Raw genomic sequence first — 26370 nt, forward strand, 5'->3', positions numbered from 1 at the left:
CCTGTTCCTGCCCCCATAGTGTGCGATTCGTCTAGACACTGGCAGGAATCAGCACATGACCGCAGCTATCAGCATTCGCGGGCTGGAGAAGACCTACGCTAATGGTCACCAGGCACTCCAGGGGATTGATCTGGAGGTGCGTGAGGGGGATTTTTTTGCGCTGCTGGGCCCCAATGGCGCCGGCAAATCAACCACCATCGGTATTCTCTCGTCACTGGTGAACAAGAGCGCCGGCAAGGTCGAGATTTTCGGTCACGATATCGATACCGATCTGATGGCCGCCAAGCGCTGCATCGGCGTGGTTCCTCAGGAATTCAACTTCAGCCAGTTTGAAAAGGTCATGGATATCCTGGTCAATCAGGCCGGTTACTACGGAATCCCGCTGGGTCAGGCCCGCGAGCGCGCGGAGGACTACCTCAAGCGCCTGAACCTGTGGGACAAGCGCGATGTGCCTTCGCGGATGCTGTCGGGGGGGATGAAGCGCCGGCTGATGATCGCCCGGGCCCTGATTCATGAGCCCCGGCTGCTGATTCTGGATGAGCCGACCGCCGGGGTGGATATCGAGATTCGACGTTCGATGTGGCAGTTTCTGCAGGACATCAACGCTCAGGGTGTGACCATTGTGCTGACCACCCACTACCTTGAGGAGGCCGAGCAGTTGTGTCGGCATATCGCGATCATCGACCGTGGCCGGATCATTCACAACACCAGCATGCGTCGGCTGCTCAAGGAGCTGCATGTAGAGACCTTCCTGCTTGATGTGCGCGAGACGCTGAGCGTCGCTCCGGTGCTGAGCGATTACCCATGCCTGCTGGTCGATGAGCACACGCTGGAGGTTCAGGTCGACAAGTCTCAGGGCATGAATGCGCTGTTTGCCGCCTTGGCCTCGGCGGGTATCGAAGTACTCAGCCTGCGCAACAAGAGCAACCGCCTGGAGGAATTGTTCCTGACTCTGGTGGATGAAAACGCCGAGAAAGGAGCCGCCTGATGCAGCATTGGCACACTAGCTGGATTGCCTTGGGTACCATCCTGACCAAGGAAATTCGCCGTTTTACCCGCATCTGGCCTCAGACCCTGCTGCCGCCGGCCATCACTATGGCGCTGTATTTCGTGATTTTCGGCAACCTGATCGGTAGTCGTATCGGTGAGATGGGTGGTTTGCGTTATATCGACTACATCGTGCCCGGGCTGATCATGATGTCGGTGATCACCAACAGCTACTCCAACGTGGTGTCGAGCTTCTTTAGCACTAAGTTTCAGCGCTCGATCGAGGAGTTGATGGTGGCGCCGGTCTCGCCGCATGTGATCCTGCTGGGTTATACCCTGGGTGGCGTGGCTCGGGGGCTGGCGGTGGGGCTGATCGTGACCCTGATGTCGCTGTTCTTCACCCGTCTGCAGGTCGAGCATGTGTGGCTGACCATCGCGGTGGTGTTTTTCACCTCGCTGGTGTTTTCTCTGGGCGGTTTCATCAATGCGGTATTTGCCCGCACCTTTGATGATATTTCGATCATCCCGACTTTTGTGCTGACACCGCTGACCTATCTGGGAGGGGTGTTTTACTCCATCCATCTGTTGCCGGAGTTCTGGCAGAAGGTCTCGCTGATCAATCCGATTCTGCATATGGTCAATGCGTTTCGCTATGGCATTTTGGGCGTTTCGGATATAGGTATTGGCACGGCCCTGGCATTGATGGCACTGTTTACCGTTATCCTGTATGGCTACAGTTACTGGTTGCTGGTGCGTGGCACCGGCCTGCGCCAGTAATCCCGTCTGATCCACGCGTCGGGCTGGCCTGTCCAGAGCCGCCCGACAATGCAACGAGAGAGTCTTCAGCATGAAGCAGCACCCGGCTGAACAGTCGCCGCTGGGCAAATCCAGCGCCTATGTCAGTGTCTACACCCCCTCGCTGTTGTTCCCCATTCCCCGGGCACCGAAATGGGAAGAGTTGGGGCTGCGCGCCGATGCATTGCCCTTTCATGGTGCCGATGTCTGGAACTGTTACGAGTTGTCCTGGTTGAATCCATCCGGCAAGCCCGAGGTAGCTGCCGCCGAGTTCGTGTTTCCAGTGAAGGCGGCGCGGATCGTTGAATCCAAGTCATTCAAGCTGTATCTGAACTCCTTCAATCAGACGGTGTTCAGTGATAGGGGGGAGGTGTTGCGGACCCTGGAGTCGGACCTGTCGGTGGCCGCTCAGGGGCCGGTCATGGTGCGCCTGATGGGGATGAACCAGCTTAACCAGTTCGGACTGTTCCAGATGCCTGGCGAGTGTCTGGATGACCTGGATGTGACTATTGATCGCTACGACTACGACGCCGGACTGCTGGCGTTGGCCGGAACTGCGGGGGAGGTCAGTGAGACCCTGCACAGCCATCTGCTCAAGTCCAACTGCCCGGTCACCGGGCAGCCTGACTGGGGCTCGGTCCTGATCAGTTACAGCGGTCGGGCACTCGATCGCGCTGCGTTACTGCGATACCTGGTGTCGTTCCGCCAGCACTCGGACTTCCACGAGCAGTGTGTGGAGCGGATCTTCGTCGATCTGCGTCGGCTGTTGGGGGAGCGTTCACAACTGACAGTCTACGCACGCTATGTGCGTCGTGGCGGGCTGGATATCAACCCCTATCGCTCGACCCAGGCGGGCTTGCCTGAGAACTGGCGCCTGGCGCGCCAGTAACGTCTAACGTCAGATCCCCATGTCTGACAGGCTCTGCGCTACGCTGCGCAGAGTGCCGACCAGTGTCGGATGACGGGCTTCAAGGCGCTCGATCAGCAGGTTGACGCCATCCACCAGGGTGGGGTCGGCCTCGGCCATAGCCTCTTCGGCCTCCATCAGGGTCAGCTTGGCTTCGATGTTGTCCGCCAGCGTCTGCAGCGCCTCGCGTTCTTCCTCGGATAGCGGTCCGTCGGCCTGGTTGAGGGTCTGCTGCAGTGACTCGAGTTGGGATTTCAGGCGCTTGGTGGGCATAGCGAAACAACTCCTTGAGGTTTACCTTTACCCCAACTATAACCCGGCTCGGGCGATTGCGTCAGGGGCGCTCGTTGCGTTCCAGCCTGGTCTGGATGTCGAGCAGGCATTCGTTCAGATCGGCAATGGTGTCTATCACATAGTGGGCGCCGGCATTCATCAGTCCCAGGGTGGCCTGCATGCGGACCCGGTCCTGGTCCGCCGGCTCCATGTCGCGCCACAGATTCAGCCCGACACTTGGCAGCGGACCGCTCATGGCCGTACCGATCGTCCACCAGCCGGCATTCAGCCCGGCCTGCACACCAGCCACGGTCCCGCTGACCAGAACTCCTCGACGCAATTGGTCGACTGCCAGGTGCGTGGCTGCCTTCAGCAGTGGGTCAGGCGCGGGGAAGCGCCGCTGTGGTAGTGCGGGCAGGCACAGCCAGGTTTCCGGGAGCAGGCGTGCGGTGGCGGGGAGTTCATCGTCGAACAGGACCGCCACGGGAATGCCTCGGCGGGCCAGGCAGTTTTCCAGCGCTTGGTGCCCCGGCAGCAGCTCGGGGTGCTCAGTGCAGCGGCTTTCGATCAGTGTGCCCGCATACTCGAAAACCAGGGCCTGAATTGGAGAAGCGAGCATGATGGGGATCCTGTGTCGGCTGTGGGCACCGGTCATGATCGCCTGATCCCATGACAGAGAGATGACAAGCGGATGTCAGGTCTGAGACTTCAGTGCTACGGTGGGCGGGGGCTGTAGCAACATCAAGATGCGCTTTAACGATGCGGTTTAGCACGAAAAACACTGAGTTGTGTGCCGGTTTGGATTAAACTGCGCGTTTTTCGGGGCGGTGCCAAGGATTCCGCTTCGCGTGATGAGTCGAAAAGGGAGAGCAACTCCATGAACCTGAACAAGTTGTCGGTTGGCTCCGTACTGGTGGCCGCATTGAGTTGGCTGGGGCTAACTCCGGCTTGGGCCGATTATGATTACGACGATGAGGCTGAATACCGCAATCCCGACCCTTGGGAGCCGGTTAACCGGGCCGTCTTTCGTTTCAATGACACGCTGGACACTTACACCCTGCGCCCGGTAGCCCGGACCTATGACCGACTGATGCCTAAGCCGCTGAATGACGGGGTCAGCAATGTCTTCAACAACCTGGGTGAGCCGAAGAACCTGGTCAACAACCTGCTGCAGGGCAAGTTCCATGACGCCGGGGTAGACACCGCGCGCTTTCTGCTCAATACCACCCTGGGGGTGGTCGGGGTGTTCGATGTCGCTACCCGTATGGGGTTGCAGCGCAATGACGAAGATTTCGGCCAGACGCTCGGGGTTTGGGGGGTGAACAGCGGGCCGTACGTCATGCTGCCGTTCCTGGGCCCGAGCACACTGCGTGACGCTCCTGCCCGTGGTGTGGAAGCCTACTCAGGCTACAACTATTACAACCACCTGGATCATATCCGCACGCGTAACAGTACGATGGCCACCGAAATGGTCGATACCCGCGCTGCCTTACTTGGTCAGGAGCGGCTGATCCGGGGTGATCGCTATACCTTCATTCGCAATGCCTATCTGCAGAATCGCGAGTTCAAGGTACGCGACGGAATGGTTGACGACGACTTCTGAGGTTTCCTAGCCGACACTGTCGAACTGAATACCTACCCGAAACCCCTGGGCTTCATCGGCACTGCAGCGGACCACCCGCCCCAGAGCCTCGAGTCCGGGGAGCCCAGGGGTTGGCGAGGCCAGGCTGAAACGCACGGCAACCCCTTCGGCCACCGCTCGGGGCAAGATCACCTGTGCTCCCTGGCTGGACAGGTCCTGACAGTGAACATGAAAGCTTTCGCCACTATCGGTCAGGGTCAGTTGCCCTTCGCTTTCGATTTGCATGCGAATGAAATCACGCTTTTCACTGTAGTGCTGGTCGTGAAACGACATGGCAGCTCCTTGGCCGATTGAGCGGTTTTTTCGTCATCCTAGTCGGCCCGGGGCTGGCGGACAAGGAGTTCGGTACGGCAAAGGTTGCCTGGGACGGCGGATAAGAGTAGTGTTTGCCCCTTGAAAGCGTCAGGTTACCCTGATCAGACAGATAAATACCCCTGTGGCCCCGCAACCTGACGGTTTCGGGGCATTGGCGTAGGGACTCTATGCAGCTTCCTGGCACGACATTGCTGGTAATCGATGATGACGATTCCGTGCGTCAGAACATCGGCAAACATCTGGAAACATGCGGTTTCGATGTGCTCCAGGCAGGCAACGCCCAGCAAGGGCTCGACCTGTTCACTAGCCAACGACCCGAACTGGTATTGTGCGATCTGCACATGTCCGATATCAGTGGCTTCGAGCTGGTCCGGCAGATCACTGACAGAGCACCGGAAACCCCGGTCATCGTCATCTCCGCCGACAGCGTCATGACCGATGTGGTCGAAGCGCTGCGAGTAGGTGCGAGTGATTACCTGATCAAACCCCTCAAAGATATGCGAGTGCTTGAGCACGCGGTACGCCGCTCGCTCGACCGGGCCCGTTTGCGGTTGGAGAACCAGCGCATCCGCGAGCGCCTTGAGCAGGCCAACCGTGAACTGGAAAACCACCTGAAAGTGCTCAAGGATGATCAGGCGGCAGGCCATCAGGTGCAGCTCAACATGCTGCCACCAAGCCCCTGGCAAAGTGGCGCCTATCTGTGCGAACACCGCATTTTTCCGTCCCTGTACCTTTCAGGGGATTTTGTTGACTACTTCCGCGTGTCTGACACTCAGGTGGCGTTCTATCTGGCCGATGTGTCCGGTCATGGCTCATCCTCGGCGTTTGTGACTGTGTTGCTCAAGTTCATGAGCACGCGGCTACTTTATGAGCAGCGCCGGCAGGAAAGTGAAGGACCTATTCACTTCAAGCCTTCGGATGTGCTGGGTCACATCAACCGTAGTCTGATCAGTTGCAAGCTGGGCAAGCATGTGACCATGCTGGGCGGTGTGATCGACGAAACCAGCGGAACATTGACTTACAGTATCGGCGGGCATCTGCCTTTGCCGGTGCTCTATAGTGAAGGAAAGGCCAGCTACCTGCCCGGCAAGGGCCGCCCGGTCGGTTTGTTCGAGGATGCTGAGTATGAGGATCATGAACTCAAGCTGCCGGAGTGTTTCACCCTGATGCTGTGCTCGGATGGGGTGCTCGACTGTATCGAGGGTACTACTCTGAGGGAGAAGGAAGCGCGGCTGCCGGAATTGATGGAGCAGGCTGACGGCGGAATGCAGAATCTGCTGAAACTGCTGGGCATGGACCGTAAAACGGCCATGCCGGACGATATATCTGTGTTGCTGTTGAGCAGGAATCCCTGATGATGACCACCGGCAAGATCCAGTTCGCCGAATGTGAGGGTGCCTTTGTCCTCAAGTTTATCGGGGATGTGCGCCTGACTCTGTGCGCGGCGCTGGATGCCTATATTGAAAAGATTTTTTGCGCTCTGAACTTTCAGTCGATCGTGATTGATCTGACTGAAACCGAGGGCATCGACAGTACCTCACTAGGATTGCTGGCCAAGCTGTCGATTCTGTCGAAAGAGAAGGTTGGTTTCCTGCCGACGCTGGTCTCCAATCACGACGACATGAATCGCCTGTTGCAAAGCATGGGGTTTGATCAGGTATTCAATATCGTCTCGGAAGCGACACCGAGTGAGACCGAACTGCAGGACCTGCCGGGGCAAACCTTGTCTGAAGAGATGGTCAAGGCCAAGGTGCTCGAGGCTCATCGGATCCTGATGAGCCTGAATGCGCATAACCGCGATGCGTTTCGTGATCTGGTTAGTGCGCTCGAGTCAGACCAGCAGCATCGCTGACTGGCAACCCCGTTCCGCCCTTTTTTGGATGGGCCCCGATCCGAGGCCCTGGTCTGCTGTCCCGAGTTTGGGCTCAGGCTGCTGAGGCGGCCCGGGCAGCCAGAAGGCGTTCCAGTTTGAGCTGGTCGGCTGCGAAAGCGCGGATGCCTTCGGCCAGCTTTTCGGTGGCCATGGCATCTTCGTTATGGCTCCAGCGGAATGCCCGTTCGTCCAGCACTGTTCGCGAGTCGGCCGTACCCCTTAGCGCAGGGGACAGCTCCAGTTCACCGGGTTCGCCGGCCAGTTGCTGGAGCAGGGCGGGGCTGATGGTCAGCCGGTCGCATCCGGTTAGGGCTTCGATCTGGCCAATATTGCGGAAGCTGGCGCCCATCACCACGGTGGCGTACAGATGTTCCTTGTAGTAGCGGAAAATCCGCGCAACTGATTGCACTCCTGGGTCGTCCAGACCGCTGAAATCCCGACCTTCCTGACGCTTGTACCAGTCGTAGATCCGCCCAACGAACGGGGAGATCAGAAAGACCCCTGCATCGGCACAGGCCTGGGCCTGGGCGAAGGAGAACAGCAGAGTCAGGTTGCACTGAATGCCTTCGCGCTCCAGCGCCGCAGCCGCCTGGATGCCTTCCCAGGTAGCGGCGATCTTGATCAGCACCCGGTCGCGGGTGATTCCGAGCTCTTCATAGCCTTCAATCAGCCGGTGGGCCTTGGCAATGGTGGCGTCGCGGTCAAACGACAGGCGCGCATCGACCTCGGTAGAGACGCGCCCGGGCACCAGTTTGACGATTTCACTGCCCAGGGCAATGGCAAACCGGTCACAGGCTTCGCTGATCGGGTCGAGACTGCCGGCGGCCTGGCGCAGGGCTTGGTCGAGCAGAGCGCGGTACTCCGGTTGCTCGGCGGCCTTGAGCAGCAGGGACGGGTTGGTCGTCGCATCGACCGGCTGCAGGGCACGAATGGCCTGAATGTCGCCGGTATCGGCGACGATGATGGTGTGTTGCTTGAGGCTGTCGAGTTTGCTGGTCATGGTCGGCCTTGAACGAAAACGTGAAGTCCTTGGTTGACCTTACCGCAAGCCTGTTACACCGGGCAATCCCGTGGCTGCATCCGCCGAGTCATGTCGCTCAGCAGCTCGTCATAAAGCGCCAGAGGATCTTCACAGCGGTGGATTTCACTGCTCAGTTGGCGGCGGAAGTGACGTGCGCCGGGTAGGCCCTGGAACAGCCCGAGAATGTGGCGGGTGACATGGTTCATCAGGCCGCCCTGTTCCAGGTGGGCGACGATGTAGGGACGTAGCGCCTCCAGCACCTCAATCCGGCTCCGGACCGGTTGCTCGTCGGCATAGAAACGGCGGTCGACCTCGGCCAGCAGGTAGGGGTTGTGGTAAGCCTCACGGCCCACCATGACGCCATCCAGACAGTCCAGTTGCGCCTGCATCTGATCCAGACTGGCAAGCCCGCCATTGAGGATAATTTCCAGCTGTGGGAAGTCAGCCTTCAATTGTCTGACCACCTCGTAGCGCAGCGGTGGAATCTCGCGGTTTTCCTTGGGTGACAGGCCTTCAAGAATGGCGATACGGGCATGCACGATGAAGGTGTCGCAACCGGCTTCATGCACCTGGCCGACGAAATCACATAGCTCGTCGTAGCTGTCGCGACCGTTGATGCCGATGCGGTGCTTGACTGTGACCGGTATGCTGCAGGCCTCGAGCATGGCCTTGACGCAATCGGCCACCAGGGCCGGATGGCCCATCAGACAGGCGCCGATCATGTTGTTCTGAACCCGGTCGCTGGGACAGCCTACATTCAGGTTGACCTCGGCATACCCGGCCTGTTCGGCCAGGGCTGCACAGGTGGCCAGCTCGGCCGGATTGCTGCCGCCCAGCTGCAATGCCAGAGGCTGCTCCTGCGGGCTGTGGCCGAGAAAACGTGTGCGGTCGCCATGAATAACCGCACCAGTGGTGACCATTTCGCTGTACAGCAGTGCCTGGCGGCTGATCAGGCGCAGAAAGAAGCGGCAGTGACGATCAGTCCAGTCCATCATCGGCGCAACGCAGAAGCGTCGGGATGGGCCGGGGCGGTGTAGTGTGGGGGGCTGTAGGCTCATGGCAACTGGTCAGGTTTTGATCAGGGGCGGCATTGTAGCAGAACCCGGGCCTGTGAATACCGATAAACCGCGACCTGTGCTCAGCTTCGGCCGAGCACACGGAACAAACGGCGAAGGACAGTTGGGCGCGGGGCGCTGAAGGCTGTCAGTAGCGTCTGGCAGTCGATGCGCTGCTGTTGCTCGAAAGCCAATGCACTGCGCAGGGCGGGCCAGCAATGGCTGGGCAGGTTGGGCGGGCGTTCCAGGGTTTTGTCCTGTTCCATGGCCTTGGCCTGGCGTGCGGTCAGCCGACTGAATGGGTGGTGGCCGCTGCACAGTTCGTAAAGAATGCAGGCCACAGCATAGACATCAGCGGGGCTACCGAGCGCTTCTCCGTTGAGCAACTCCAGCGCTGCATAACGTGGGGTCCAGGCGGCGATGCGGGCCCGGCTCAGGCGTGGCAGGCCGGGCAACAGCCCTTGACGGGCCTGGCCCAGGCCGTAATCGAACAGCCGTACGCCGTCGTCGGTGAGCATCACGTTACTGGGCTTGAGATCACCATGCAGTACGCCGCGCTGGTGCGAGTAGCTCAGGGCCTGGAGCAAGGGGATGGCGATACCGCGCAACTGCTCCCAGTCCATGCCGGCCGGGTGGGCTTCGATCAATTGGTCCAGGGTTGGCCCCTTGAGCAGTTCCATGGTAATAAACGCGCGTTGACAGTCACTGTCGACATCAAAGCCGTAGACCTGAATGACGTTGGCATGATGCAGTCGGCTGGTCAGGGCGAACTCGCTGTAGAGCAGGGCGTTGGCATCAGGATATTCGGCGAAGCTGTCGGTCAGGGTCTTGAGGGCGACAAAAGGTTCGGGGTCGCCGAACTGTTCGCGCAACAGATCACGGGCACGGTAGACCGCGCCCATGCCACCGACACCGAGCAGGCGCTCGATGTGATAGCGACCGTTGAGAATATCCGGTAACGGGCCGATGCTGATGGGCTCCGGTGCGGGAGCTTCTTCGCTCTGTCCGAAGGCGAAATGAGTCAGGTCGGACAGGTTGTCCTCGTCCTTGAGTGGGGCAGTCACGGGGACCTCCATTGAGTTCATCGGCGAATGACTACTGCGCTGATGTTGTCACGGGCGGGGCCGTCGAGTGCCAGTTCGAACATCCGTTCGAGTGCCAGCGAAGTCGAAGGCAGGCTCAGGGCATTGCCCAGCATGGTGCTGGACATGCTTTGGTACAGCCCGTCGCTGCACAGCAGCAGAGTGTCCCCGGGGTAGACGGTGAACTCCACTACTTCCAGAACCAGCGTTTCGCTGGCACCTACGGCCCGGGTCAGGGCGTGTGCGCCAGGTTGGCTGGCGGCCTGTTCGGCGCTCATCTGCTGTTCCTGCATCAGTTGCTGGAGCAGTGAGTGATCGCGCGACATCTGATACAGATTGCCGCTACGCCACAGGTAGCAGCGGCTGTCACCGGCCCAGACACAGACGGCGCGGTCGCCTTCGACCAGCAGGGCAACCACCGTGCTGCCGATTACCGGGTCGGGTTTGTCCGCGGTCAGGGTGAGCTCCTTGCCTAGCCGACGGTTGAGGTCATGCAGGGCCTGGCGCAGCTCCTTGACCCGCCGGTCAAGGTCACTGCCGCCCGGCAGTTCGGCCAGTCGTTCGACGATCATGCGGCTGGCCAGGGCGCCGTTCTGGTGCCCACCCATACCATCGGCGACGACCCACAGGCCACGTTCTGGCAGCGCCAGGAAAGCGTCTTCATTGCGCGCCCGTACCTTGCCTGTGTCGGTACGGGCGGAACTGCGCCAGGGAGTCAACAAATCCATCAGATCCTCGCTGGCAGGTTGAATCTGCGCAGCAGACTCAGGTCGAACGGGTTCGGCGAGCGTTGGCTGTGCAGCAGGTAATTGGCCCGCATGCCACCGAGATTGGCCTTGAGGATAAGCACATCCCGATCAGTGTGATGGTCAACCTCCAATTGATCGAGCAGACGGAACAGCGACCAGGCGCCGCTGTTCTGATCCAGACTCATGCGCCGACCACCCAGATCTTCGACCGTCAGGCTGCTGCGGCTGTTGTCATCGGCGGGCCAGCGGAATGCGGTCTGGATGATCGGGCCATGGCGGTACTCGAGACTCTGGTTGCCTAGCCTGAAATTGGCCCGGCCCAGGTTGGAGTCAAGCATGATGGGCTCCAGGCGGAACTGTACCAGTGGCTCATTGGGGTTCTCGGCAAAGAAGCTGCGACGAATAGTTTCGGCGCGGCCCATCTGGGCGAGAAACTCGCGTGATACCGGCAAACCTCGACCATCGACCTGGCGCAGGCGGTACTGGCCAGCGCTGCCGGTAACAAAGGGCTTGAGGTAACGATCGAAGAAGGTGTCAACCGTACCTTGTGGTTTGAAGAACTCACGGAAATCCGCCAGCGCCACTTCGCTCTCGGTCTCGGTGCTGAACGGGTAGCGTTGACCGACCGAGCGGCGGTAGGCAGCCAGCAGTTCGCTACGATAGCGCTGATTGATGTGTTGATAGGCATCATTCAAAACCAGCAACCAGGTATCGGCGGCCAGGGCGTTGAACCACTTGTCGACCGGTTGCGGCAGACGGGCGGCGCTGGCGCGGACCTGATTGATGGCGTCCTGCTGGCCGGCGACCCGGGCGCGAGCCATGTCGAAAGCCGCCTGCTCGGGAGCGCTGGCGTGCGCCAGGCTGTTGAGCTGTCCCTGCATGGCGTCCAGCGCCTGCAGGGCGTTGACCAGCTCTGGGCCTGGGTTGCCGTCCTGATTCAACAGTTGATGCAGGGCCTCGAAGCGGCGCTCCAATGCTCGTTGAGCCGCACTCGGGCTGCGAGTACTGGTGTCGTTGCTGTCGCTCAGGCTCAATTGGGTGTTCAGACGCACCTCTTCAAGCGCCTTGATGATCGGTGAGTTGGCTGAGGTCAGGCTGCTGAGCTGCTGCGCGCCCTCGCTGACACCAGCCATGGGGTCTACCGCCAGCAGGGCCAGTGCCTCGGTCCAGTAGTTGGCGTAATCGGCAAAGTACAGCTGCTCCATTTCTGCCATCAGGCGACGCAGGTCCTGGGCGCTGAGCGTATCGCTGTCACCCAGTACCCAGTTGTCGCGCAGCATGTTCTGCACCAGATCACCGCCCTGGGCAATGAACATCTGCTGATAGCCGTTGCGGGTGTAGAAGCCGGGAATGATGTTCTGAGCACTGGTCAGCAGGGCACCACGTGGTCCGAGTTGATTGATCATGCGGTACTCCGGCAGCCGTGCAGCCTGCTCACGAAGCATGCGATACAACACGCTGGCCAAAGATTCGCTGCGTAAGTACTGACGGGCTTCGGCAACCAGTTCCCGGTCAGTCTGGTAGGGCAGGAACGGGCCTTCGAGCAGCCGGGCGAAATGGGTGTTCAGCCCGGTCTGGACACGGGTGTTGCCGGTGTAGCGCTGAGACCAGTCGGCGGCCATCCATTCTTTCAGATACTCCGGGTCACGTCGCTCGGCATAGTGCAGCATCAGATAGGCGCGCAGGCTGCCGAACAGCTTTTCGCGATCATGGAGGCTGGACAGCATTTGTGCTTCCAGGCGCTGGCCAACCCGCTGCAGCAGCAGGTTTTCCAGGGCCTGACGATAATCGTCGTACAGCGCCGGGTTGACCTCGTCGCCCTGGAACAGTCCGTAACGCTCACGCCAGCGGGTATCGCTACGCGGGGCGAAGACCTGAGTAGCCTGATAGCGGGTATCAAGAGTCGCCAGTAACTGGTCGATATTGTCGCCTGCCGGTACTTGCCGTTGCTGGCGGTCCAGTTTCTGGGACAGGTCGCGCAGTTGTTCGAGTTTGCCATGGTTGTTGGAGAAGCTGCTGGCCCAACCCAGGCCAAACAGGACCAGGCAGGCGGCGGCACTGGCGTAGAGGATGCGCTGGCGCCAGTCGATGCGCTTGATTTCGCGCTGATCAAGACCGGCCAGGGCTGATTCGGGAAAGATCACCCGGCTCAACAGATGCTTGATGAAGCGCGGCCGGCCGCTGCGCACGGTTGGCAGTTCGCGGCCTGATGGACCGAGGTTGCGGCCAATGCTGGCGGTCATGGGATCGATGTCGCCCTGCAGTTGCGGCGCACTGGTCAGGTAGAACCCGCGCAACTGACTGGCCCGCTGGTAGCGGTTGCCGGAGAAGGCCAGTTCGATGAACAGGTTGAGTGACTCGCCAATCCGGCTGAGCTGGTGCGGAAAGTCAAGGATGCGGCCGCGACGCTGGGTGTCACGCTCCTGATGCATGCGCATGATTACCTGGCTGTTGAGCCTGCGCAGCAGTTCCTCGAACTCCTGGCGTACCACCTGAATGTCGGTGCCGTTTTGCTCCTGGCGGAAGGTAGCGCCCAGTACCTGGTCGCTTTCATCGCTGGACAGTTGGTCGAAGTACTCATCAAAACCAGGCAGGCGGTCGGCCTTGCTCAGCACCAGGTAGACCGGCACATCGACGCCGAGTTTCTGGTTGACATCGAGCAGCCGCTGGCGGGTCTGGCGGGCCAGATTCTCCAGCTCCAGTTCGTTGTCACTGAGCAGTTGTTCTACCGGCAGGTTCACCACTACACCATTGAGTGGGCGAGGGCGGCGATTGCGCAGCAGCCCGATCAGGGTCTGCCAGCCGATATTGTCAACCTGCGGGTCGGGCTGGTTCAGGTAACGGCCGGTGGTATCGATCAGTACCGCATGCTCGGCAAAGTACCAGTCGGCGTAGCGGGTGCCGGTGATCTCCCGGTTGGGGCGTTGCTCACCCTTGTTGAGTGGAAACTCCAGGCCGGAGAAGTCCAGCAGACTGGTCTTTCCGCTGGCCTGGGGGCCGATCAGCAGGTACCACGGCAACTCCTTGCGCCAGCGCTCGCTGCGGCCTTTGTACAGACTGGAGCGGCTGAGAGTACGCATGGCCTGCTTGAAGCGGCTGTGCAGTTCGAGCTGCTCTTCGACGATCAGGCTTTCACGGCGAATGCGCTCCTGGGCATCGGCATCATCCTCTTCGGCCTGTTTGCGCTTGTTGGCCTTCCAACTGATGAACACCAGGCTCAGGCCCCAGATCAGAAACAGCGTGCTGATGGTCAGCAGTCGACTGACCGCCGAGCCCCAGGGCTCGCGACCATTGATCGCCAGCGCTGGGCCGGCAAACCAGACCAGGCTGGCCAGGGCCAGGACCAGTACCAGGCTCCATACCCAGTCACGCCTGAACAGGCCCATGCCTTTGAGAAGAAGGGTTTTGACGTTCATTGCAAATCATCCCTGAAGGTACTGTCAGTGGGGCTGGTGTGCAGGCTCTCATAGCTCTGCATGATGCTTTGGCGCTGCTCGCTGAGCACCCAGCTGAAGCCGCCATACATGATGGCCAGACACAGCAGGGTGAACAGGGTAATGGCCCACCAGGGCACGACCCGGACAAAGTGGCCGCGGGCATCCTTGAGGCCTTGCCAGTGTGGCGAGATATCGCGGGGGATGTCGCCCCGTAACTGGCGAATCTGCCGATACAGGCTGTCGCGGATCACCTCCAGTTCCAGGGTTCCGCGTGGCATGACGCGGTACTTGCCCTCGAAACCAAGCGACAGGCACAGGTACATCAGTTCCAGTAGGTGCAGGTGCTTGACCGGATTGCGCGACAGACGCTCCAGCAGTTGGAAAAATTTCTCGCCTCCGAAGGTTTCATTGTGAAAGCTGCTGAGCAGGCTCATTTGCGACCAGGCGCTTTCGTTGCCCCAGGGAGTGGTCACCACAGCTTCGTCAATCGCAGTACAGAGCACGTAGCGGGCGGCCATGACTTCACTGCTGTCGCCGCCGTCCTGCAGGGCCCGGTGCTCGAACAGCTTGATTTCAGCGACCAGTCGGTCCTTGAGGGCGTGCAGGTCTTCGGCCTGGTAGCTGTTCTTCAGTCGTACCACTTCCGATAGCAGTGCCGCAGCGACAGCAATCAGCGGGTTGAGGCTCAGATTGACGCCTTCACTGGCGCGCCGGCGGGTGGCGTAAATCATCCGCTGGTCGATCTTTTCCAGCTTCGGCGGTGCGGAGAAGTCGGTCAGAGGCGTCTTCGCCGGCAGGTCGCCGTTGCGGTTGAGGATGACCGTCTGGTCGTCCTGGCTGTAATCCATTTCCTTGATCATGATCTCAGTTCCTGATGGCCCAGAATTTCAGCTCCAGTTCGGGGAAGTCGCCGGAAACGTGGAAGGCGAAGCCGCCCGAGCGCTCCAGTTGCGCCAGTTCCTCGGAGTTGAGTTCCAGCGCGAAATAGGTTTTGCCCGAATGGAAAGGGATCTGCCGTGGCGCCACCGGCAGCGGTTTGACCCGGATGCCGGGCAGGTGCAGGTTGACCAGTTGGCGGATACGCTCGACCGGGCCAATCTTCAGGTGCGCCGGCAAGCGCTGGCGCAGTTCCTCGGAGTCGCACTGGGCGCTGGCGGCCAGGACGAACGAGGAGGTGCCCAGCAGCTTGTGATCCTTGAGCGGCGAGACCTGGATGCCGTACTGGCGTTGCTGCAGGTCCAGCTCCACGGCATGCTGTTCGAGCACCATCGACAGCACCTGGCGGATTGCGTCCATCAGCTTGCGGAAGCTGTTGCCCTGGTCGCTGTGCAGGTAGCGGCTGTCGAGCTTGGGGCGCTTGCTCTCGCTGGAGAAGGTCGACAGTTCACCGAGCAGGCCGAGCAGCTCGCGGTACAGCAGCTCCGGATGCAGTTGTTCGGCGGCCAGATGATGGCGCAGGATCGGTTCGTGGCGATTGATTAGTTGCAGCATCATGAAGTCGCCAACCTCAGCTCCGCTGACCTTGCCACTGGCGCGGATACGCTCGGCGAGGATGTCGCCCCGGTGGGTGAGCATGCTGATGACTTCCTTCAGGCACGACAACAGAAAACTGTTGGCATGCAGGTGCAGGAACGTTGGTACGAAGTCGGCGTCCAGACTGACCACGCCATCGGGGGTGGTATCGAGGATGTGACACAGCTTGATCTTGACGAAAGCCGGGTCGTCCACCTCGTTGCCCATCAGCAGGCGGAAGTCCTGCAGGGCGCAACTGATCTGGCTGACGGTGTTGTCGCCGGCGTTGGAGTCGGTGACTGACTCTTCGCTGGCCAGGTAGCGGGCCAGCACATCCTTCTGCTCCGCACGCCGGGCCTCGACATGATTGCCGGTAACCAGGGGCAAGGCCAGGTACACCGCGCTGTTGCTGGTGTTCGCAGGCACATCAAGGGCTAGCGGCTCGCGCTCGGCGCCCAGTTCGAACAGGCTGCCATCAGGCAGAATGCCGCTGGCCTGGCTGACTACCAGCTTGCCCATGGCCAGGAACTGGCGATCAATCTCCAGCCCGAAAAACCCCCAGGCCGCTGTATGCAACTGCTGAGTGCGGGTCTTGAACTGGTGGTCGTAATACCGGTCGTTTTGCTGGAAATGCTGCGGGCGCAGCAGCATGCCTTCGTGCCAGACTACTTTCTGTGTTGTCATGGCTCAGTTCCCGTTACCGCGACCGCCAGCCTGGGGGCGGATGCTCAGTTCATCGAGATACAGCGTGACCTGATTGCGGTTGCCCTGGCGCAGAGGAATCACGGTGCGCCAGTCGGCTTCCGGCAGATTGCGGTAGGCTGCCAGAACGCCAATGTAGCGCCCCTGGTCCGTTGTGGTCAGTTTCAGGGTTTGCTGCTCGCCGGGACGCAGTTCCAGCTCTTCATGAGCCACCAGATCCAGCGCCATCACTTCCTGCGGTTGCTGGTAGAGGGCGAAGAACTCGGCGTGCTCGAACGCCACCGGGTTCTTCAACTCGTACAGACGGATCACGATCGGCGATGGGCGACCATGCAGATCGGGATTCAGTGTGCGGCTACCTTCCAGGGTCAGGTCGATCCGGGTGTTTGGGCCCGAGCCCAGCGAAGCACAACCGGTCAGAGCGAGCAGGGGCAGCAGTAGCGAAATTACGGCAATACGCAACATGGTGATCATCCTTGGATATCGGTATTGAGGGTGGCGATTAGACGAATCTGTTCTTCGTAGGCAGTGGCAAAGTCACGAGCGAACAGACGCTTGCTCCAGTCGTCGTTGCTCTGCATCGCCAGGTACAGCTTGGTGTAGGCACGCCAGCGGCCGCCGGCGGTATTGAGCAGGGATTTGCTCTCGCGCTCAAAACGCAAGGTCAGCTGTTCGGGTGACAGGTGCTCGAACATGGCCTTGACCGCGCTGCGGCTGGCGGCGCTGAGTGCTACCTGATGGGCCTGCAGATCCCGGAAGGCGCGACTTACGGCATGGGCGGCGGGCATCTTGCCTGGCTCTTGTTGGCGCAGCAGGGCGGTCAGGGCCTCGCTGCTGTCAGCCGTGTGCTTGATCGGGTTATTGCCAGAGGTTTGCACCGTGGTTTGTGCCAGGCGCATTTCCGCCTTCAGTTCGCTGCGGGTCTTGAGCGTCTGTTGCAGGTTGCCAATGCTTTGCTTGAGCAAGCCGGCAGCAGCTATTGCCAGGGCTTCTCGCTGGTCTTCGCTTAGGCCATCGAGGCTGACTCCCAGAGCCTGTTCATATTTGGCCCAGAAGGTCGACGGCAAGGCTTCACGCACTACTGGCGCGGGCTCTGCTGGGGGCGGTGGCGGGGGTACCAATTCCGGTACCGGCAGTGTTTCGGTATCGATCCTGGCATAGTCGTGTGGTTGCAACGGCACTGCTTCTGGCTGAGGCGCGAGCAGCGACAGTTCGTCCTCTGGCTGATAATGCCGTTGTTCCTGCTGATCCAGGGCATTGAGCGGATCCAGATCCAGAAACGCATCGTCGGGGATGATGCTGCCGGTTGGCTGGCTGTGGTGCAGGCCGGTTTCGAACTCTGCCGGATTCTGGATCAGGCGGGCGCGAATCTCAAAGTCACCTAAGCAAAAAACGTTGCCATGCTCGACCCGCACAGGCTGTCCCTTGGCCAGAGGCATGCCGCTGTCCTTGAGATGAATGCCATTGCTGCTGGTGTCGGTCAGGAAGAAGGCGCCATTGTCATAGCTGACCAGAGCATGTTTGCCGGAAATGACCCGGTTGCGGTCGGGAATAACCCAGTCACAGCTCTCCGAACGGCCGATGATGCCGCCGGCATGCTTGAAGGTCTTGGTGGCGGCCATGCCTGGAATTTGCTGCGGGGCGCTGACCATATCGAAAACCAGTTCCATGGAATATTGCTCCTGTGTGAATCAGTTGCCGCGAGTGGCCTGCGGCTCGCCCAGCGGGCGGTAGTCCTTGTGGTTGCCTGTACAGCCGGTCCCAGCCAGCAGGGCCAGAGACAGCAGAACGATGGACCAGATGGATTTTCTCATGAGGTGACTTCCTTATTTACGTGCTTGCTGGGTAATGGTTCACAAATTGGTGTATTGGTCCTGATCAAGGCTGAAGCGCTCTGATGGGGGATCCTGATAGTGGGGTTTCATGGTTCTGCTTGCCTTAGGAGCGACGAGCTTTGCAGGGCGCAGCGGAAGGTATATTCGGCAACGCTGTCCCAGTTCTCGTTGACTAGGCTAGGTGCTGACTCGGACATTCCTGTGCGTGAGAAACTGAAATCAAGGTTACGAATGACTTTACGCGTACCTTCAGCAGGGCCTTGTGGGTCAGTGACTTTGGGGTTTTCCCGATACCAGGTTTCGGAAAACCAGTCGTTGACCCATTCCTTGCCATTGTCAGCCATGTCGTAGAGGCCGAGGGGGTTGGCTGGCAGACGGCTGCCAATCGTGACGTACTTATCTCTGCCGTACATGTGCGCCTTTATGTCACGACTGGTCTCTTTCCCATCATGGGTGGAAAAAATCCATTCCTGACTGCCGCGGTTGCGTGCGGCAAACTCCCACTGGGCAGAGGTGGGCAGGTCCAGCGGCAGGTCGGTTTGGGCACCTAGCCATTGGCAGTAGTCCTTGGCTTCTTGCCAAGTCACCAGGGCAGGTTTATCGATAAAGAACTCGTTGGCAGGGTCTTTTTCGAACGGCTCCCTCGCCCATTTGTCCTGGTAGTTGCGTTCAAAAACCTCAATGCCATTGGTCAATAGGTAGGTATCGAAATCCCCCCAGGTTGTTTTGTGTTGACTCAGCGAGTAGTTGGACAGGGTGACAGGTTTCATGGTTCTGCCCGGCCCTGTGGAAACGCGCTTTGTAGGGCGCAGCGGAAGGTATTGGTAACTATCAGCGTCCACTCATCATTAAAGGTGCTTGGGAAGGACTCGGGGACGCCAATACGAGAAAAACTGAAGTCGAGGTTACGTACAATTTTTTGCGTACCTTCGTCAGGGCCTTGCGGGTCAGTGACTTTGGGGTTTTCCCGATACCAGGTTTCGGAAAACCAGTCGTTGACCCATTCCTTGCCATTGTCAGCCATGTCGTAGAGGCCGAGGGGGTTGGCTGGCAGGCGGCTGCCTACCGGGACATATTCGCCTGTGTCGTGCATGTACCACTTCATATCAGAACTGGTCTCTTTCCCATCATGGGTGGAAAAAATCCACGCCTGACTGCCGCGGTTGCGCCCGGCAAACTCCCACTGGGCAGAGGTGGGCAGGTCCAGCGGCAGGTCGGTTTGGGCACCCAGCCACTGGCAGTAATCCTTGGCTTCCTGCCAGGTGACAGTGGCTGGCTTCTCAACAAAAAAGCGGCTTTCAGGCTCTTGATCGAAAGGCGTTCTTTCCCAGGACTTGGTGAAAGCCTGCACGATGAATGGCAAGTCGTTGGCCAAAAGATAGGTATCGAAATCCCCCCAGGTTGTTTTGTGTTGACTCAGCGAGTAGCTGGACAGGGTGACTTCATGGGGCTGGTCTTCTTCGATGGTCGGCGGGAAATAGGGCCGCCATACGCCATCCTCGCCGACGGCGCCAAAGTCACCCATGATAAAGGTGCCGCCTTCGATAAAGACCAGATTGTTTATGGCGCGGCTGGTCAGTTCGGCAATACGTGGTTGCAGGTCAAGCGCTTTAGCGGCCCGCGAACTTTCCTGACAGCCATAAAGTAGCGTGGCACTGCAAAGCAATGCGGTAATAGCAGAACGATTACGCATAATGTGTTCCTGTCAGTTGAACATGTCGCGCTAGTTGTACCGGCTGGTTGGGCGTGGCGCGCGTACCTTGCAGTCGAGCTTCGATACGCTCGATTTGCAGGCTCGGAAATAGCCGCATCAGGCTGCGCAGACGATTGCGGTTGGCGCTAAAGTTTCCTTTATTACCAGTCGGATTGATGCGGGTAACGGTTTCTTCGTAGTCGCGCCAACACTGACTGACTTCCAGAAGAGCCAGAATGGCTCTTTCCCGGCTGTTGGCCCCCCAGGTGTAGCGATCCCAGAAGGTTGGGCCGTAGTCGAAGCAGAGGATATCCAAAAGGCGCCCTTTGACTTCCGGAGGGGCATATTTGATCCAGCTGTTATCTCTCTGAGCAAGGTCGGACAGGATATTGTCGGCTGTGTTTATGGCCAACTGTTCTCTTTCTCGGGCAGTACGATGTTCCTCGATAAGTGCATTTATTTCTCCTGCTACCCACTCCGCAGCTGCCCCACCATAATGGATGGCTTCAGTTGCATAGCCAACTCCTTTGAGAACGCCTAGTACAGCAAAGTTGGTCAGTTGGCTGAAGGCCCCGGCATCTATTTCCTCGACCTTGCGAAAATCCACGGTTAACAGGGCGTTGTAGACGCACTTGACCATGGTCACAAAGGTTCCAGCGTCTACCTCTGCTCCAACCTCGCCTGAGGCGCCAGCCCCGGCCACCAGTCCGGCATGTACATTGAAGTAAAACTTATGTGTTGTGCTGCTCCACTTGATCTGCAAACGTGCTTCGGCTCCTAGGCCAAGGGCTGCACCCGCACTAACACCCAGAGTGCACAGTGCGACCCACTGTCGCTGTTCTGCCAGCGTGTCCTGCCACTCTATGCTGCCTTCTAGTTTGCCATCGGCACGTACACCGACAAAGGCACCAGCTTCAACCGAAGCTGGGTCTCCTGAGCCACGGCTGCGGTTTGAGTTACCGGTGCCGCGCAGTTGCGGAATACCGTTGCTCATATCGATATGCACATTGGCACTGAGTAAAGCGCTGGCGCCGGCAAAGCCGATCAGTTCGGCCTTGACCCGGGCACGGAATTTACCTAGTGACGCATCCTGCAAACTGCCGTATTCATCGCGATAGCGAATGATCCATTCACTGTCTTCCTCGGCTGGCCAGGCGCATTCGGCATAAGCTTTGCCCTCGATCAGGCTGGCGCTGGCACTGGCCTTGGCTGCTATGTGTGCATTCATGCTTCTGGGGTCATAGCCCGCTTGCAAGCTGGCGCCCATGGCATAGCGCATGGCCTGGGCCTGCGCACCGGCGACGATGGGAGGCATCCCTTCGATAGGCGTCCAGCGAACCGGGTCACTTTGCCATTCGAGCAGGCACCAGTCGGTAAAGCTCTCATGCAAGGTCAGACTGGCTTTGAGAGACGGGGTACGCATGTCTTCGGCTATGGTGTCTAGCAGCTTGCTGCCGTCAACTTTACCGCTGGCCGGGTCATACCAGCCTTTAGCCCGTGCTCTGTCCTGAGCATCTATGCTGTAGCTTCGGTGCCGACGCCAGCCTGAGTCTTTGCGCACATAGGCATAATGTCGGTTACCCATCAGACGGCGTATTTCGGTCAGTTGCAGAGGCTCTGCAGGTTTGGCGCGATCAATGATGCGTTCTTGTTCCAAGCGTTCAATAAAATCATCTTTGAAGCTCTGAATGCTGTCTTCCATGCCTTCCATAGCAGCATGAAACTGCTGGATAAGCTGTTCAAGAATCGCTTCTTCCTGTTGGATTTCACGTTGATGCTCGGCGGTCAACGGTATGAAAACAGCCTCATCTGCCTGATGCAGCAAATCGACGTACTCATCGACACATTCGCTGCAGTCAGCGATTTGGCCAATGGCTCTGGTTTGCCGCGTGCTGGCAGTGTCAGGTAAGCGGATGCTCTGTTGTGGATAGATGCGGTTGGCATCTTCGATCTCGGGGTTAAGGCGCATCAGCGTTGCTACCGTTGTGCCGTTGGAGCGCGCAATAAGGCTGAGGTTGTCCCCGGATTTGACGATGTATTCCATGGTTAGACGTCCTTGTTCAGGCCAAACAGTTGCTGCTCTGCAACGTGCAAACGTTGGTCAGCGGTGTGGCTGTGGTCAGCCAGATAGTCTGTCCATTGCTGAGTGCTGAGTTCATGCGGGAAGCGCCAGGCCAGCTCCAGGTATTGCAGAGCCTGATGTTCAAGTGTGAACCCATAGTTCTGGGCCTGCTGGATCAGACTGGTTATGCGCTCGCGCTGGGTGGCGAAATCTGCCTGGTATGATTTGCAGCCGAGATGATGCATAGCCCGGTCAATGAAACGTTGCTGTTCTTCGGCTTGCCACTGCGCCAGTTGTTCCTCACGTAGCATGTACCAACCTTCGTCATTTACATCCTTCGGCTGTCCGGTGCTGTCGCAGGTGTAGGCTGTCCACGAATCATCGTTATGGATCAACCATTTCGAGATGGGGCCTGACCAAGCTTGAAAATCCTCAGGGTGCATGGAGTTGAACAGTCGGGCGGTCCACTCTGGAGCGTAAAAGCGGCAGTAGGCCAATTGCTGGGATGGCAGGCGGACACTGATCAGGCTACGCAGATGTTGTGCGAGGGTGTCTTTGCCAACGACTGAATGCAGCACCACTCCATGCCTTTGCCAGACTTCGGGAGAACTCAGCAACTGTCCTCCAGCCACGGGTTTGACCAGCCAGGGGCTGGCTTCGATGACTTCCGAGTGCCGGGTACCACGAAACAGTGGTTCGATCTGTGGATGCTCATCGAGAGAGAAAGCCGTAACGGGCACATCCATAGCTAAGCCATCGAGCAACAGATAGCAGTCATCCGAATAGCCGGGAGCCATAGCTCGTTGCATGTTCAAGCGTTCCGGCATGGGCAAGCCTCCAACGGGCAGTGGCCATCTGGCTGGCGATGACACTGGCTGGCCAGTAGCAGGTTATCTCTGGCTGCTGCTTTCAGGCGGGAAAGGTTGTTGGGTTGGACTGCCAGCGTTGCGGTGCCATACATAACCTGCTCGACGGCTCCTGGGGCGCTTGGCCGCAGTATGCCTATTCCCGAACCCCGCCCAGCCGCACCGCCGGAGTTGATCCGAATACCGGGCCCGTTCAGGGTCACGCCACTGGGGTCGAGTTTGAGGAAGGAGCCGCCGCCTCTGGCAGTCAGCTCAATACCCGCCTCGATCACTACTTTGTCGCCAGCGTAATAGTGAATCTCCCGGCCGCTGTCGATGAACTGCCCCTGACCCAGCTTGACATGCTGACTGCTGGCTACGGTCAGATGATCGTCGGCCTTGATCTCGGTCTTTCGGTCGGCATGGGTGGTGTGGTGTTCTTCGGCCAGGTTTTCGCTGTAGCGGTTGGCTTCGATGCGTTCGTGACGTTCATGGCCGACGCGGATCTTCTGGTCGTGTTCGATGTCCTGGTCCCAGTCGCGCTGGGCGTGGATAAAGATCTGTTCCTGTCCGGCCTTGTCTTCGATCCGCAGTTCGTTGAAGCCGTTGCCACCAGGGCTGGAGAGGCTTTTGAACAGGCTGCGGGTTTTGTGTTCGGGCAGCTCATAGGGCACCGGGTGGGCGCTGTTGTACAGGCAGCCGGAGACCAGTGGCTGGTCGGGGTCACCTTCGAGGAAGCTGACCAAGACTTCCATGCCGACTCTGGGGATGGTCACGGCGCCCCAGCCGTTACCGGCCCAACTGCTGGCTACCCGTAGCCAGCAACTGGTGTTGGCATCAGCCTGGCCTTCTCTGTCCCAGTGGAACTGGACCTTGACCCGGCCTTCGTTGTCGCAGTGGATTTCTTCGCCTTCCGGGCCGGTGACTACGGCAGTCTGTTGGCCGAGGACCTTGGGTTTGGGGTGGTTCAGGGCCGGGCGCCAGGCGCTGTCCCAGGGGGTGGCGGTGAAGTGGTTGCGGTAGCCCTGGGTGAAGTCGTCATCGTTGTCGCTGTCACTGGTGACCGACTCTTCCAGCACCTGGGGTTGTTTGCCCTGGTGGTGGATGGCGGTGATCAGCCAGAGGTCGTTCCAGCTCTGGGTGGGGTGGCCTTCGAGTTCGAGGAAGTGGCCGCTGCGCAGGCTCGGCTGGTCGCTGTCGCCGCTGGCCTGGCGGTAGTCGCTGCGGTGGCGTTCGAGGGCACGGCGGGCCAGCTGTTTGCCACGCTCGCGGTCTGTGAAGCGGCCGGGGTAGTCGTAGTCTTCGAGGTCCGGCAGGTGTTCGCTGCGGGCTTCGCTTTCGAGCAGCAGGCGGGCTTTCTGGTGGTCGTAGTCGCGGCGGCTGACCCGGCTGCTGCGGGTTTCCAGGCGCAGGCCGAAGCGTTTGACTACCGGGTCGTCGGCGACCATGCCGTTGCCTTGGTCGAATCCGGTTGGCTCAAGGCGCGGGAAGCCGGTCTGGTCGTCGCCGAACACCAGCAGGTGGCCGTCCGGGCTGTGGCGGAAGTGGTAGTGGATGCCTTCTTCTTCACACAGGCGCTGGATGAAGTGCAGGTCGCTTTCGTCGTATTGGGTGCAGTACTCACGGGCCGGGTAGTCGCTGCCGAGCTGGAACTGCCAGGCGTCGGACTGGATGCCGTGTTCGGGCAGGATCCGGGCGATGATCTCGGGCACGCTCAGGTGCTGGAAGATGCGCTGATTGTGGCGCAGGCCGAGGTAGTGCAGGTGCGGTACCAGTTCCAGCTGGTAGCGGGTCAGGCGCTGGCCGGATTCGCTGACGGCGGCGTGGTGGATCAGCCCGTGCAGGCCGCTGCCGTTGCCCAGGTCCAGCCAGGCGCTGTGCTGCAACAGGGCTTCGAGGTCGATGTCGGGCTGTTCGCTGACCAGTTGCAGCTCGATGCGGTAGCACTGGCTGATGGCCTCGCGGGCGGTAAAGGCCAGGACCTTGAAGTCGTGGTCGAGGCCGTCGAGGGTCAGGCTGAAATGGGCTTCATTGGCCGGATTGAACATGGTTCCTCTCCCTGGATTTCAGATCAGCCGGGCTGATATTGAGACGTTGCATACGGTAAAGAAGGGTGCGGCGCGGTAGCCCGAGCTCGCTGGCGGCGCTGGTCTGATTGCCCTGGTTGCGCTGCAGGCAGTCGAGCAACAGGTTGCGCTCCACACGCTCCATACGTTCACGCAAGCTCAGGCCGTTGGGCTGGCTGATGGTTTCCGGCAGGTTGAAGTGTTCGGGCAACAGCAGGTTGCCGTCGCACAGCAGCAGGGCACGGGCAATCAGTCCCTTGAGCTCGCGTACGTTGCCGGGGAAACTGTAACCGGCCAGATGCTCAAGGGCGCTGTCGGACCAGCGACAGATTTCGCGCTGCAGGAAGCAGCAGGCTTCATCGGCGAAATGCATGGCCAGTATGCGAATGTCTTCTCCACGTTCGCGCAGCGGTGGCAGCTCAATAGGGAAGTGGGTCAGGCGGTAATACAGGTCTTCGCGGAACTGGCCATCACGCACCTGAGCCTGCAGATCCTGATGGGTGGCGGCGATGATGCGCACATCAACCATGTGAGTGTCGCTGCTGCCCAGTGGCCGTACTTCGCCCTCCTGCAGTACGCGCAGCAGTTTGGCTTGCAGGGCCAGTGGCATGTCGCCGATCTCATCGAGGAACAGGGTGCCGCCATCGGCGCTGTCGATCAGGCCCCGGTGGTCTTTGTCGGCGCCAGTGAATGCCCCTTTGCGGTAGCCGAACAGCTCGCTCTCCAGCAGGTTTTCCGGGAGCGCGGCGCAGTTCTGGGCGATGAATGGCTGGGTGCGGCGAGAGCCATAGTCGTGGATGGCGCGGGCGACCAGTTCCTTGCCAGTGCCGGTTTCGCCGGTCAGCAGGACGGTGACCGGGTTGTGCAGGACCTTGCCGATCAACTGGTAAACCGCCTGCATGGCTGGACTGTCGCCGATCAGGCCATAGCCACGCGGATAGTTTGGCGCAGGTTCGCGTACTTCGGTGGTGGAGCTTTGGCCTTGCTGTACTTGTTGCAGCAGATGCAGTTGATGCAGGGCGAAGTTGCCAAGCAGTTGCAGGGAGTCGGCATAGCCATGAAGTTCCAGAGCCTCGTGGCTGGCCAGCAGTAGCAGCCCGGCAACATGTTGCTGGTCGTCGTGCAGGGGCAGGCACAGCAGGCTGCGCCAATCCGCGTTGGTGGCCGGCAGGAACGGGGTGGCATACAGGCTGTTGTCGAGCTGGGCGAGATACAGCACCTGGTTCTGGCACAGGCAGTACTGTAGCAGCTGCTGGTCGTTGTAGTCGCTCGATACGGTGTCTGCTTCGCGGCTGTGCGGCTGGCCGTCGAGCCACTCGGCGGCCAGGGTTAACTGGGTATGCGTGGCATCGAGCAGGAACAGTTGGCCCAGCGGACAGCCGGTCAGGCTGCTGGCGGCTTCGACCAAACGTTCCTGCAACTGACGACTGCCCCGACTGCCAGCCAGCGCGGTGAAGCGCGCGAGCAGGTCTTCGGCATAATGCAGCGGGTGCGTCAGCCGGTCGAACAGGGCAGGCAG

At 59.7% G+C, this 26370-nt stretch carries 25 protein-coding genes; 6 read left to right on the forward strand and 19 right to left on the reverse strand.

Annotation, left to right across the window (positions count from 1 at the left end; genetic code table 11):
* The first annotated feature begins 55 nt into the window (after positions 1 to 55).
* The 3 genes from BVH74_RS11590 to queF all read left to right on the forward strand — a co-directional run bounded on the left by BVH74_RS11590 (position 56) and on the right by queF (position 2671).
* The gene (locus tag BVH74_RS11590; RefSeq protein WP_080050221.1) at positions 56 to 988 is read left to right on the forward strand and encodes an ABC transporter ATP-binding protein; all 933 of its coding nucleotides are present in this window, start codon (positions 56 to 58) and stop codon (positions 986 to 988) included.
* Positions 988 to 1764 carry an ABC transporter permease gene (locus tag BVH74_RS11595; protein WP_080050222.1) on the forward strand — a complete coding sequence of 259 codons (777 nt, stop codon included), beginning with the start codon at positions 988 to 990 and terminating at the stop codon, positions 1762 to 1764. Before BVH74_RS11590 ends, BVH74_RS11595 begins: the two co-directional genes overlap by 1 nt.
* 70 nt (positions 1765 to 1834) lie before the next feature.
* Positions 1835 to 2671 carry an NADPH-dependent 7-cyano-7-deazaguanine reductase QueF gene (gene queF, locus BVH74_RS11600; RefSeq protein ID WP_080050223.1) on the forward strand — a complete coding sequence of 279 codons (837 nt, stop codon included), beginning with the start codon at positions 1835 to 1837 and terminating at the stop codon, positions 2669 to 2671.
* A 9-nt stretch (positions 2672 to 2680) separates the two neighbouring features.
* On the opposite strand, the gene BVH74_RS11605 is transcribed toward queF, so the two are convergent.
* A complete protein-coding gene (locus BVH74_RS11605) occupies positions 2681 to 2962 on the reverse strand; it encodes a DUF4404 family protein (RefSeq protein ID WP_080050224.1) in 282 nt (93 codons plus the stop codon).
* Positions 2963 to 3023: 61 nt separating this feature from the next.
* Positions 3024 to 3581 carry a hypothetical protein gene (locus tag BVH74_RS11610; protein ID WP_080050225.1) on the reverse strand — a complete coding sequence of 186 codons (558 nt, stop codon included), beginning with the start codon at positions 3579 to 3581 and terminating at the stop codon, positions 3024 to 3026.
* Positions 3582 to 3839: 258 nt separating this feature from the next.
* Here BVH74_RS11610 and BVH74_RS11615 point away from each other — a divergent pair, with 258 nt between their 5' ends.
* Positions 3840 to 4565, forward strand: coding sequence for an MlaA family lipoprotein (locus BVH74_RS11615; RefSeq protein WP_080050226.1), 726 nt, complete (start codon positions 3840 to 3842; stop codon positions 4563 to 4565).
* Between the two features lie 6 nt (positions 4566 to 4571).
* On the opposite strand, the gene BVH74_RS11620 is transcribed toward BVH74_RS11615, so the two are convergent.
* Positions 4572 to 4877, reverse strand: coding sequence for a PilZ domain-containing protein (locus BVH74_RS11620; protein WP_080050227.1), 306 nt, complete (start codon positions 4875 to 4877; stop codon positions 4572 to 4574).
* A gap of 209 nt (positions 4878 to 5086) precedes the next feature.
* Here BVH74_RS11620 and BVH74_RS11625 point away from each other — a divergent pair, with 209 nt between their 5' ends.
* The gene (locus tag BVH74_RS11625; protein WP_080050228.1) at positions 5087 to 6274 is read left to right on the forward strand and encodes a SpoIIE family protein phosphatase; all 1188 of its coding nucleotides are present in this window, start codon (positions 5087 to 5089) and stop codon (positions 6272 to 6274) included.
* Between the two features lie 2 nt (positions 6275 to 6276).
* Positions 6277 to 6771 carry an anti-sigma factor antagonist RssC gene (rssC, locus tag BVH74_RS11630; RefSeq protein WP_080051711.1) on the forward strand — a complete coding sequence of 165 codons (495 nt, stop codon included), beginning with the start codon at positions 6277 to 6279 and terminating at the stop codon, positions 6769 to 6771.
* A 73-nt stretch (positions 6772 to 6844) separates the two neighbouring features.
* Here rssC and tal read toward each other — a convergent pair whose 3' ends face one another.
* From tal to BVH74_RS11705, 16 genes are all read right to left on the reverse strand, one after another.
* Complete coding sequence (gene tal / locus BVH74_RS11635) at positions 6845 to 7792, reverse strand: transaldolase (protein WP_080050229.1); 948 nt, start codon at positions 7790 to 7792, stop codon at positions 6845 to 6847.
* Positions 7793 to 7845: 53 nt separating this feature from the next.
* Complete coding sequence (gene dusA, locus BVH74_RS11640; protein ID WP_080050230.1) at positions 7846 to 8871, reverse strand: tRNA dihydrouridine(20/20a) synthase DusA; 1026 nt, start codon at positions 8869 to 8871, stop codon at positions 7846 to 7848.
* Between the two features lie 80 nt (positions 8872 to 8951).
* Entirely contained in the window at positions 8952 to 9953 is a 1002-nt protein-coding gene (locus BVH74_RS11645; RefSeq protein WP_080050231.1) for a serine/threonine-protein kinase, read from the reverse strand.
* Positions 9950 to 10678, reverse strand: a complete 729-nt coding sequence (locus tag BVH74_RS11650; protein WP_080050232.1) for a PP2C family protein-serine/threonine phosphatase — start codon at positions 10676 to 10678, stop codon at positions 9950 to 9952. The genes BVH74_RS11645 and BVH74_RS11650 overlap by 4 nt, the downstream gene beginning before the upstream one ends.
* Complete coding sequence (tssM, locus tag BVH74_RS11655; RefSeq protein ID WP_080050233.1) at positions 10678 to 14115, reverse strand: type VI secretion system membrane subunit TssM; 3438 nt, start codon at positions 14113 to 14115, stop codon at positions 10678 to 10680. The genes BVH74_RS11650 and tssM overlap by 1 nt, the downstream gene beginning before the upstream one ends.
* Positions 14112 to 14996, reverse strand: coding sequence for a type IVB secretion system protein IcmH/DotU (gene icmH / locus BVH74_RS11660; protein WP_080050234.1), 885 nt, complete (start codon positions 14994 to 14996; stop codon positions 14112 to 14114). Before icmH ends, tssM begins: the two co-directional genes overlap by 4 nt.
* A gap of 4 nt (positions 14997 to 15000) precedes the next feature.
* Positions 15001 to 16332: a type VI secretion system baseplate subunit TssK gene (gene tssK / locus BVH74_RS11665; protein ID WP_080050235.1), complete on the reverse strand. Its 1332-nt coding sequence runs from the start codon at positions 16330 to 16332 to the stop codon at positions 15001 to 15003.
* A gap of 3 nt (positions 16333 to 16335) precedes the next feature.
* Complete coding sequence (tssJ, locus tag BVH74_RS11670) at positions 16336 to 16815, reverse strand: type VI secretion system lipoprotein TssJ (RefSeq protein ID WP_080050236.1); 480 nt, start codon at positions 16813 to 16815, stop codon at positions 16336 to 16338.
* Between the two features lie 5 nt (positions 16816 to 16820).
* Positions 16821 to 18020, reverse strand: a complete 1200-nt coding sequence (tagH, locus tag BVH74_RS11675; protein ID WP_080050237.1) for a type VI secretion system-associated FHA domain protein TagH — start codon at positions 18018 to 18020, stop codon at positions 16821 to 16823.
* A gap of 21 nt (positions 18021 to 18041) precedes the next feature.
* A complete protein-coding gene (locus BVH74_RS18780) occupies positions 18042 to 18164 on the reverse strand; it encodes a type VI secretion protein (protein ID WP_095625696.1) in 123 nt (40 codons plus the stop codon).
* A 107-nt stretch (positions 18165 to 18271) separates the two neighbouring features.
* Entirely contained in the window at positions 18272 to 18955 is a 684-nt protein-coding gene (locus BVH74_RS11680; RefSeq protein WP_080050238.1) for a formylglycine-generating enzyme family protein, read from the reverse strand.
* Positions 18952 to 19878: a formylglycine-generating enzyme family protein gene (locus tag BVH74_RS11685; RefSeq protein ID WP_080050239.1), complete on the reverse strand. Its 927-nt coding sequence runs from the start codon at positions 19876 to 19878 to the stop codon at positions 18952 to 18954. Before BVH74_RS11685 ends, BVH74_RS11680 begins: the two co-directional genes overlap by 4 nt.
* Positions 19871 to 21922 carry a LysM peptidoglycan-binding domain-containing protein gene (locus BVH74_RS11690; protein ID WP_080050240.1) on the reverse strand — a complete coding sequence of 684 codons (2052 nt, stop codon included), beginning with the start codon at positions 21920 to 21922 and terminating at the stop codon, positions 19871 to 19873. Before BVH74_RS11690 ends, BVH74_RS11685 begins: the two co-directional genes overlap by 8 nt.
* A 2-nt stretch (positions 21923 to 21924) precedes the next feature.
* Positions 21925 to 22767: a DUF4123 domain-containing protein gene (locus BVH74_RS11695; RefSeq protein ID WP_080050241.1), complete on the reverse strand. Its 843-nt coding sequence runs from the start codon at positions 22765 to 22767 to the stop codon at positions 21925 to 21927.
* Positions 22752 to 24833: a type VI secretion system Vgr family protein gene (locus tag BVH74_RS11700; RefSeq protein ID WP_080050242.1), complete on the reverse strand. Its 2082-nt coding sequence runs from the start codon at positions 24831 to 24833 to the stop codon at positions 22752 to 22754. Before BVH74_RS11700 ends, BVH74_RS11695 begins: the two co-directional genes overlap by 16 nt.
* Positions 24814 to 26361: a sigma-54 interaction domain-containing protein gene (locus BVH74_RS11705; protein ID WP_080051712.1), complete on the reverse strand. Its 1548-nt coding sequence runs from the start codon at positions 26359 to 26361 to the stop codon at positions 24814 to 24816. The genes BVH74_RS11700 and BVH74_RS11705 overlap by 20 nt, the downstream gene beginning before the upstream one ends.
* Positions 26362 to 26370 lie beyond the last annotated feature (9 nt).

It is taken from the genome of Halopseudomonas phragmitis (genome assembly GCF_002056295.1).
Classification (GTDB): Bacteria; Pseudomonadota; Gammaproteobacteria; order Pseudomonadales; family Pseudomonadaceae; genus Halopseudomonas; species Halopseudomonas phragmitis.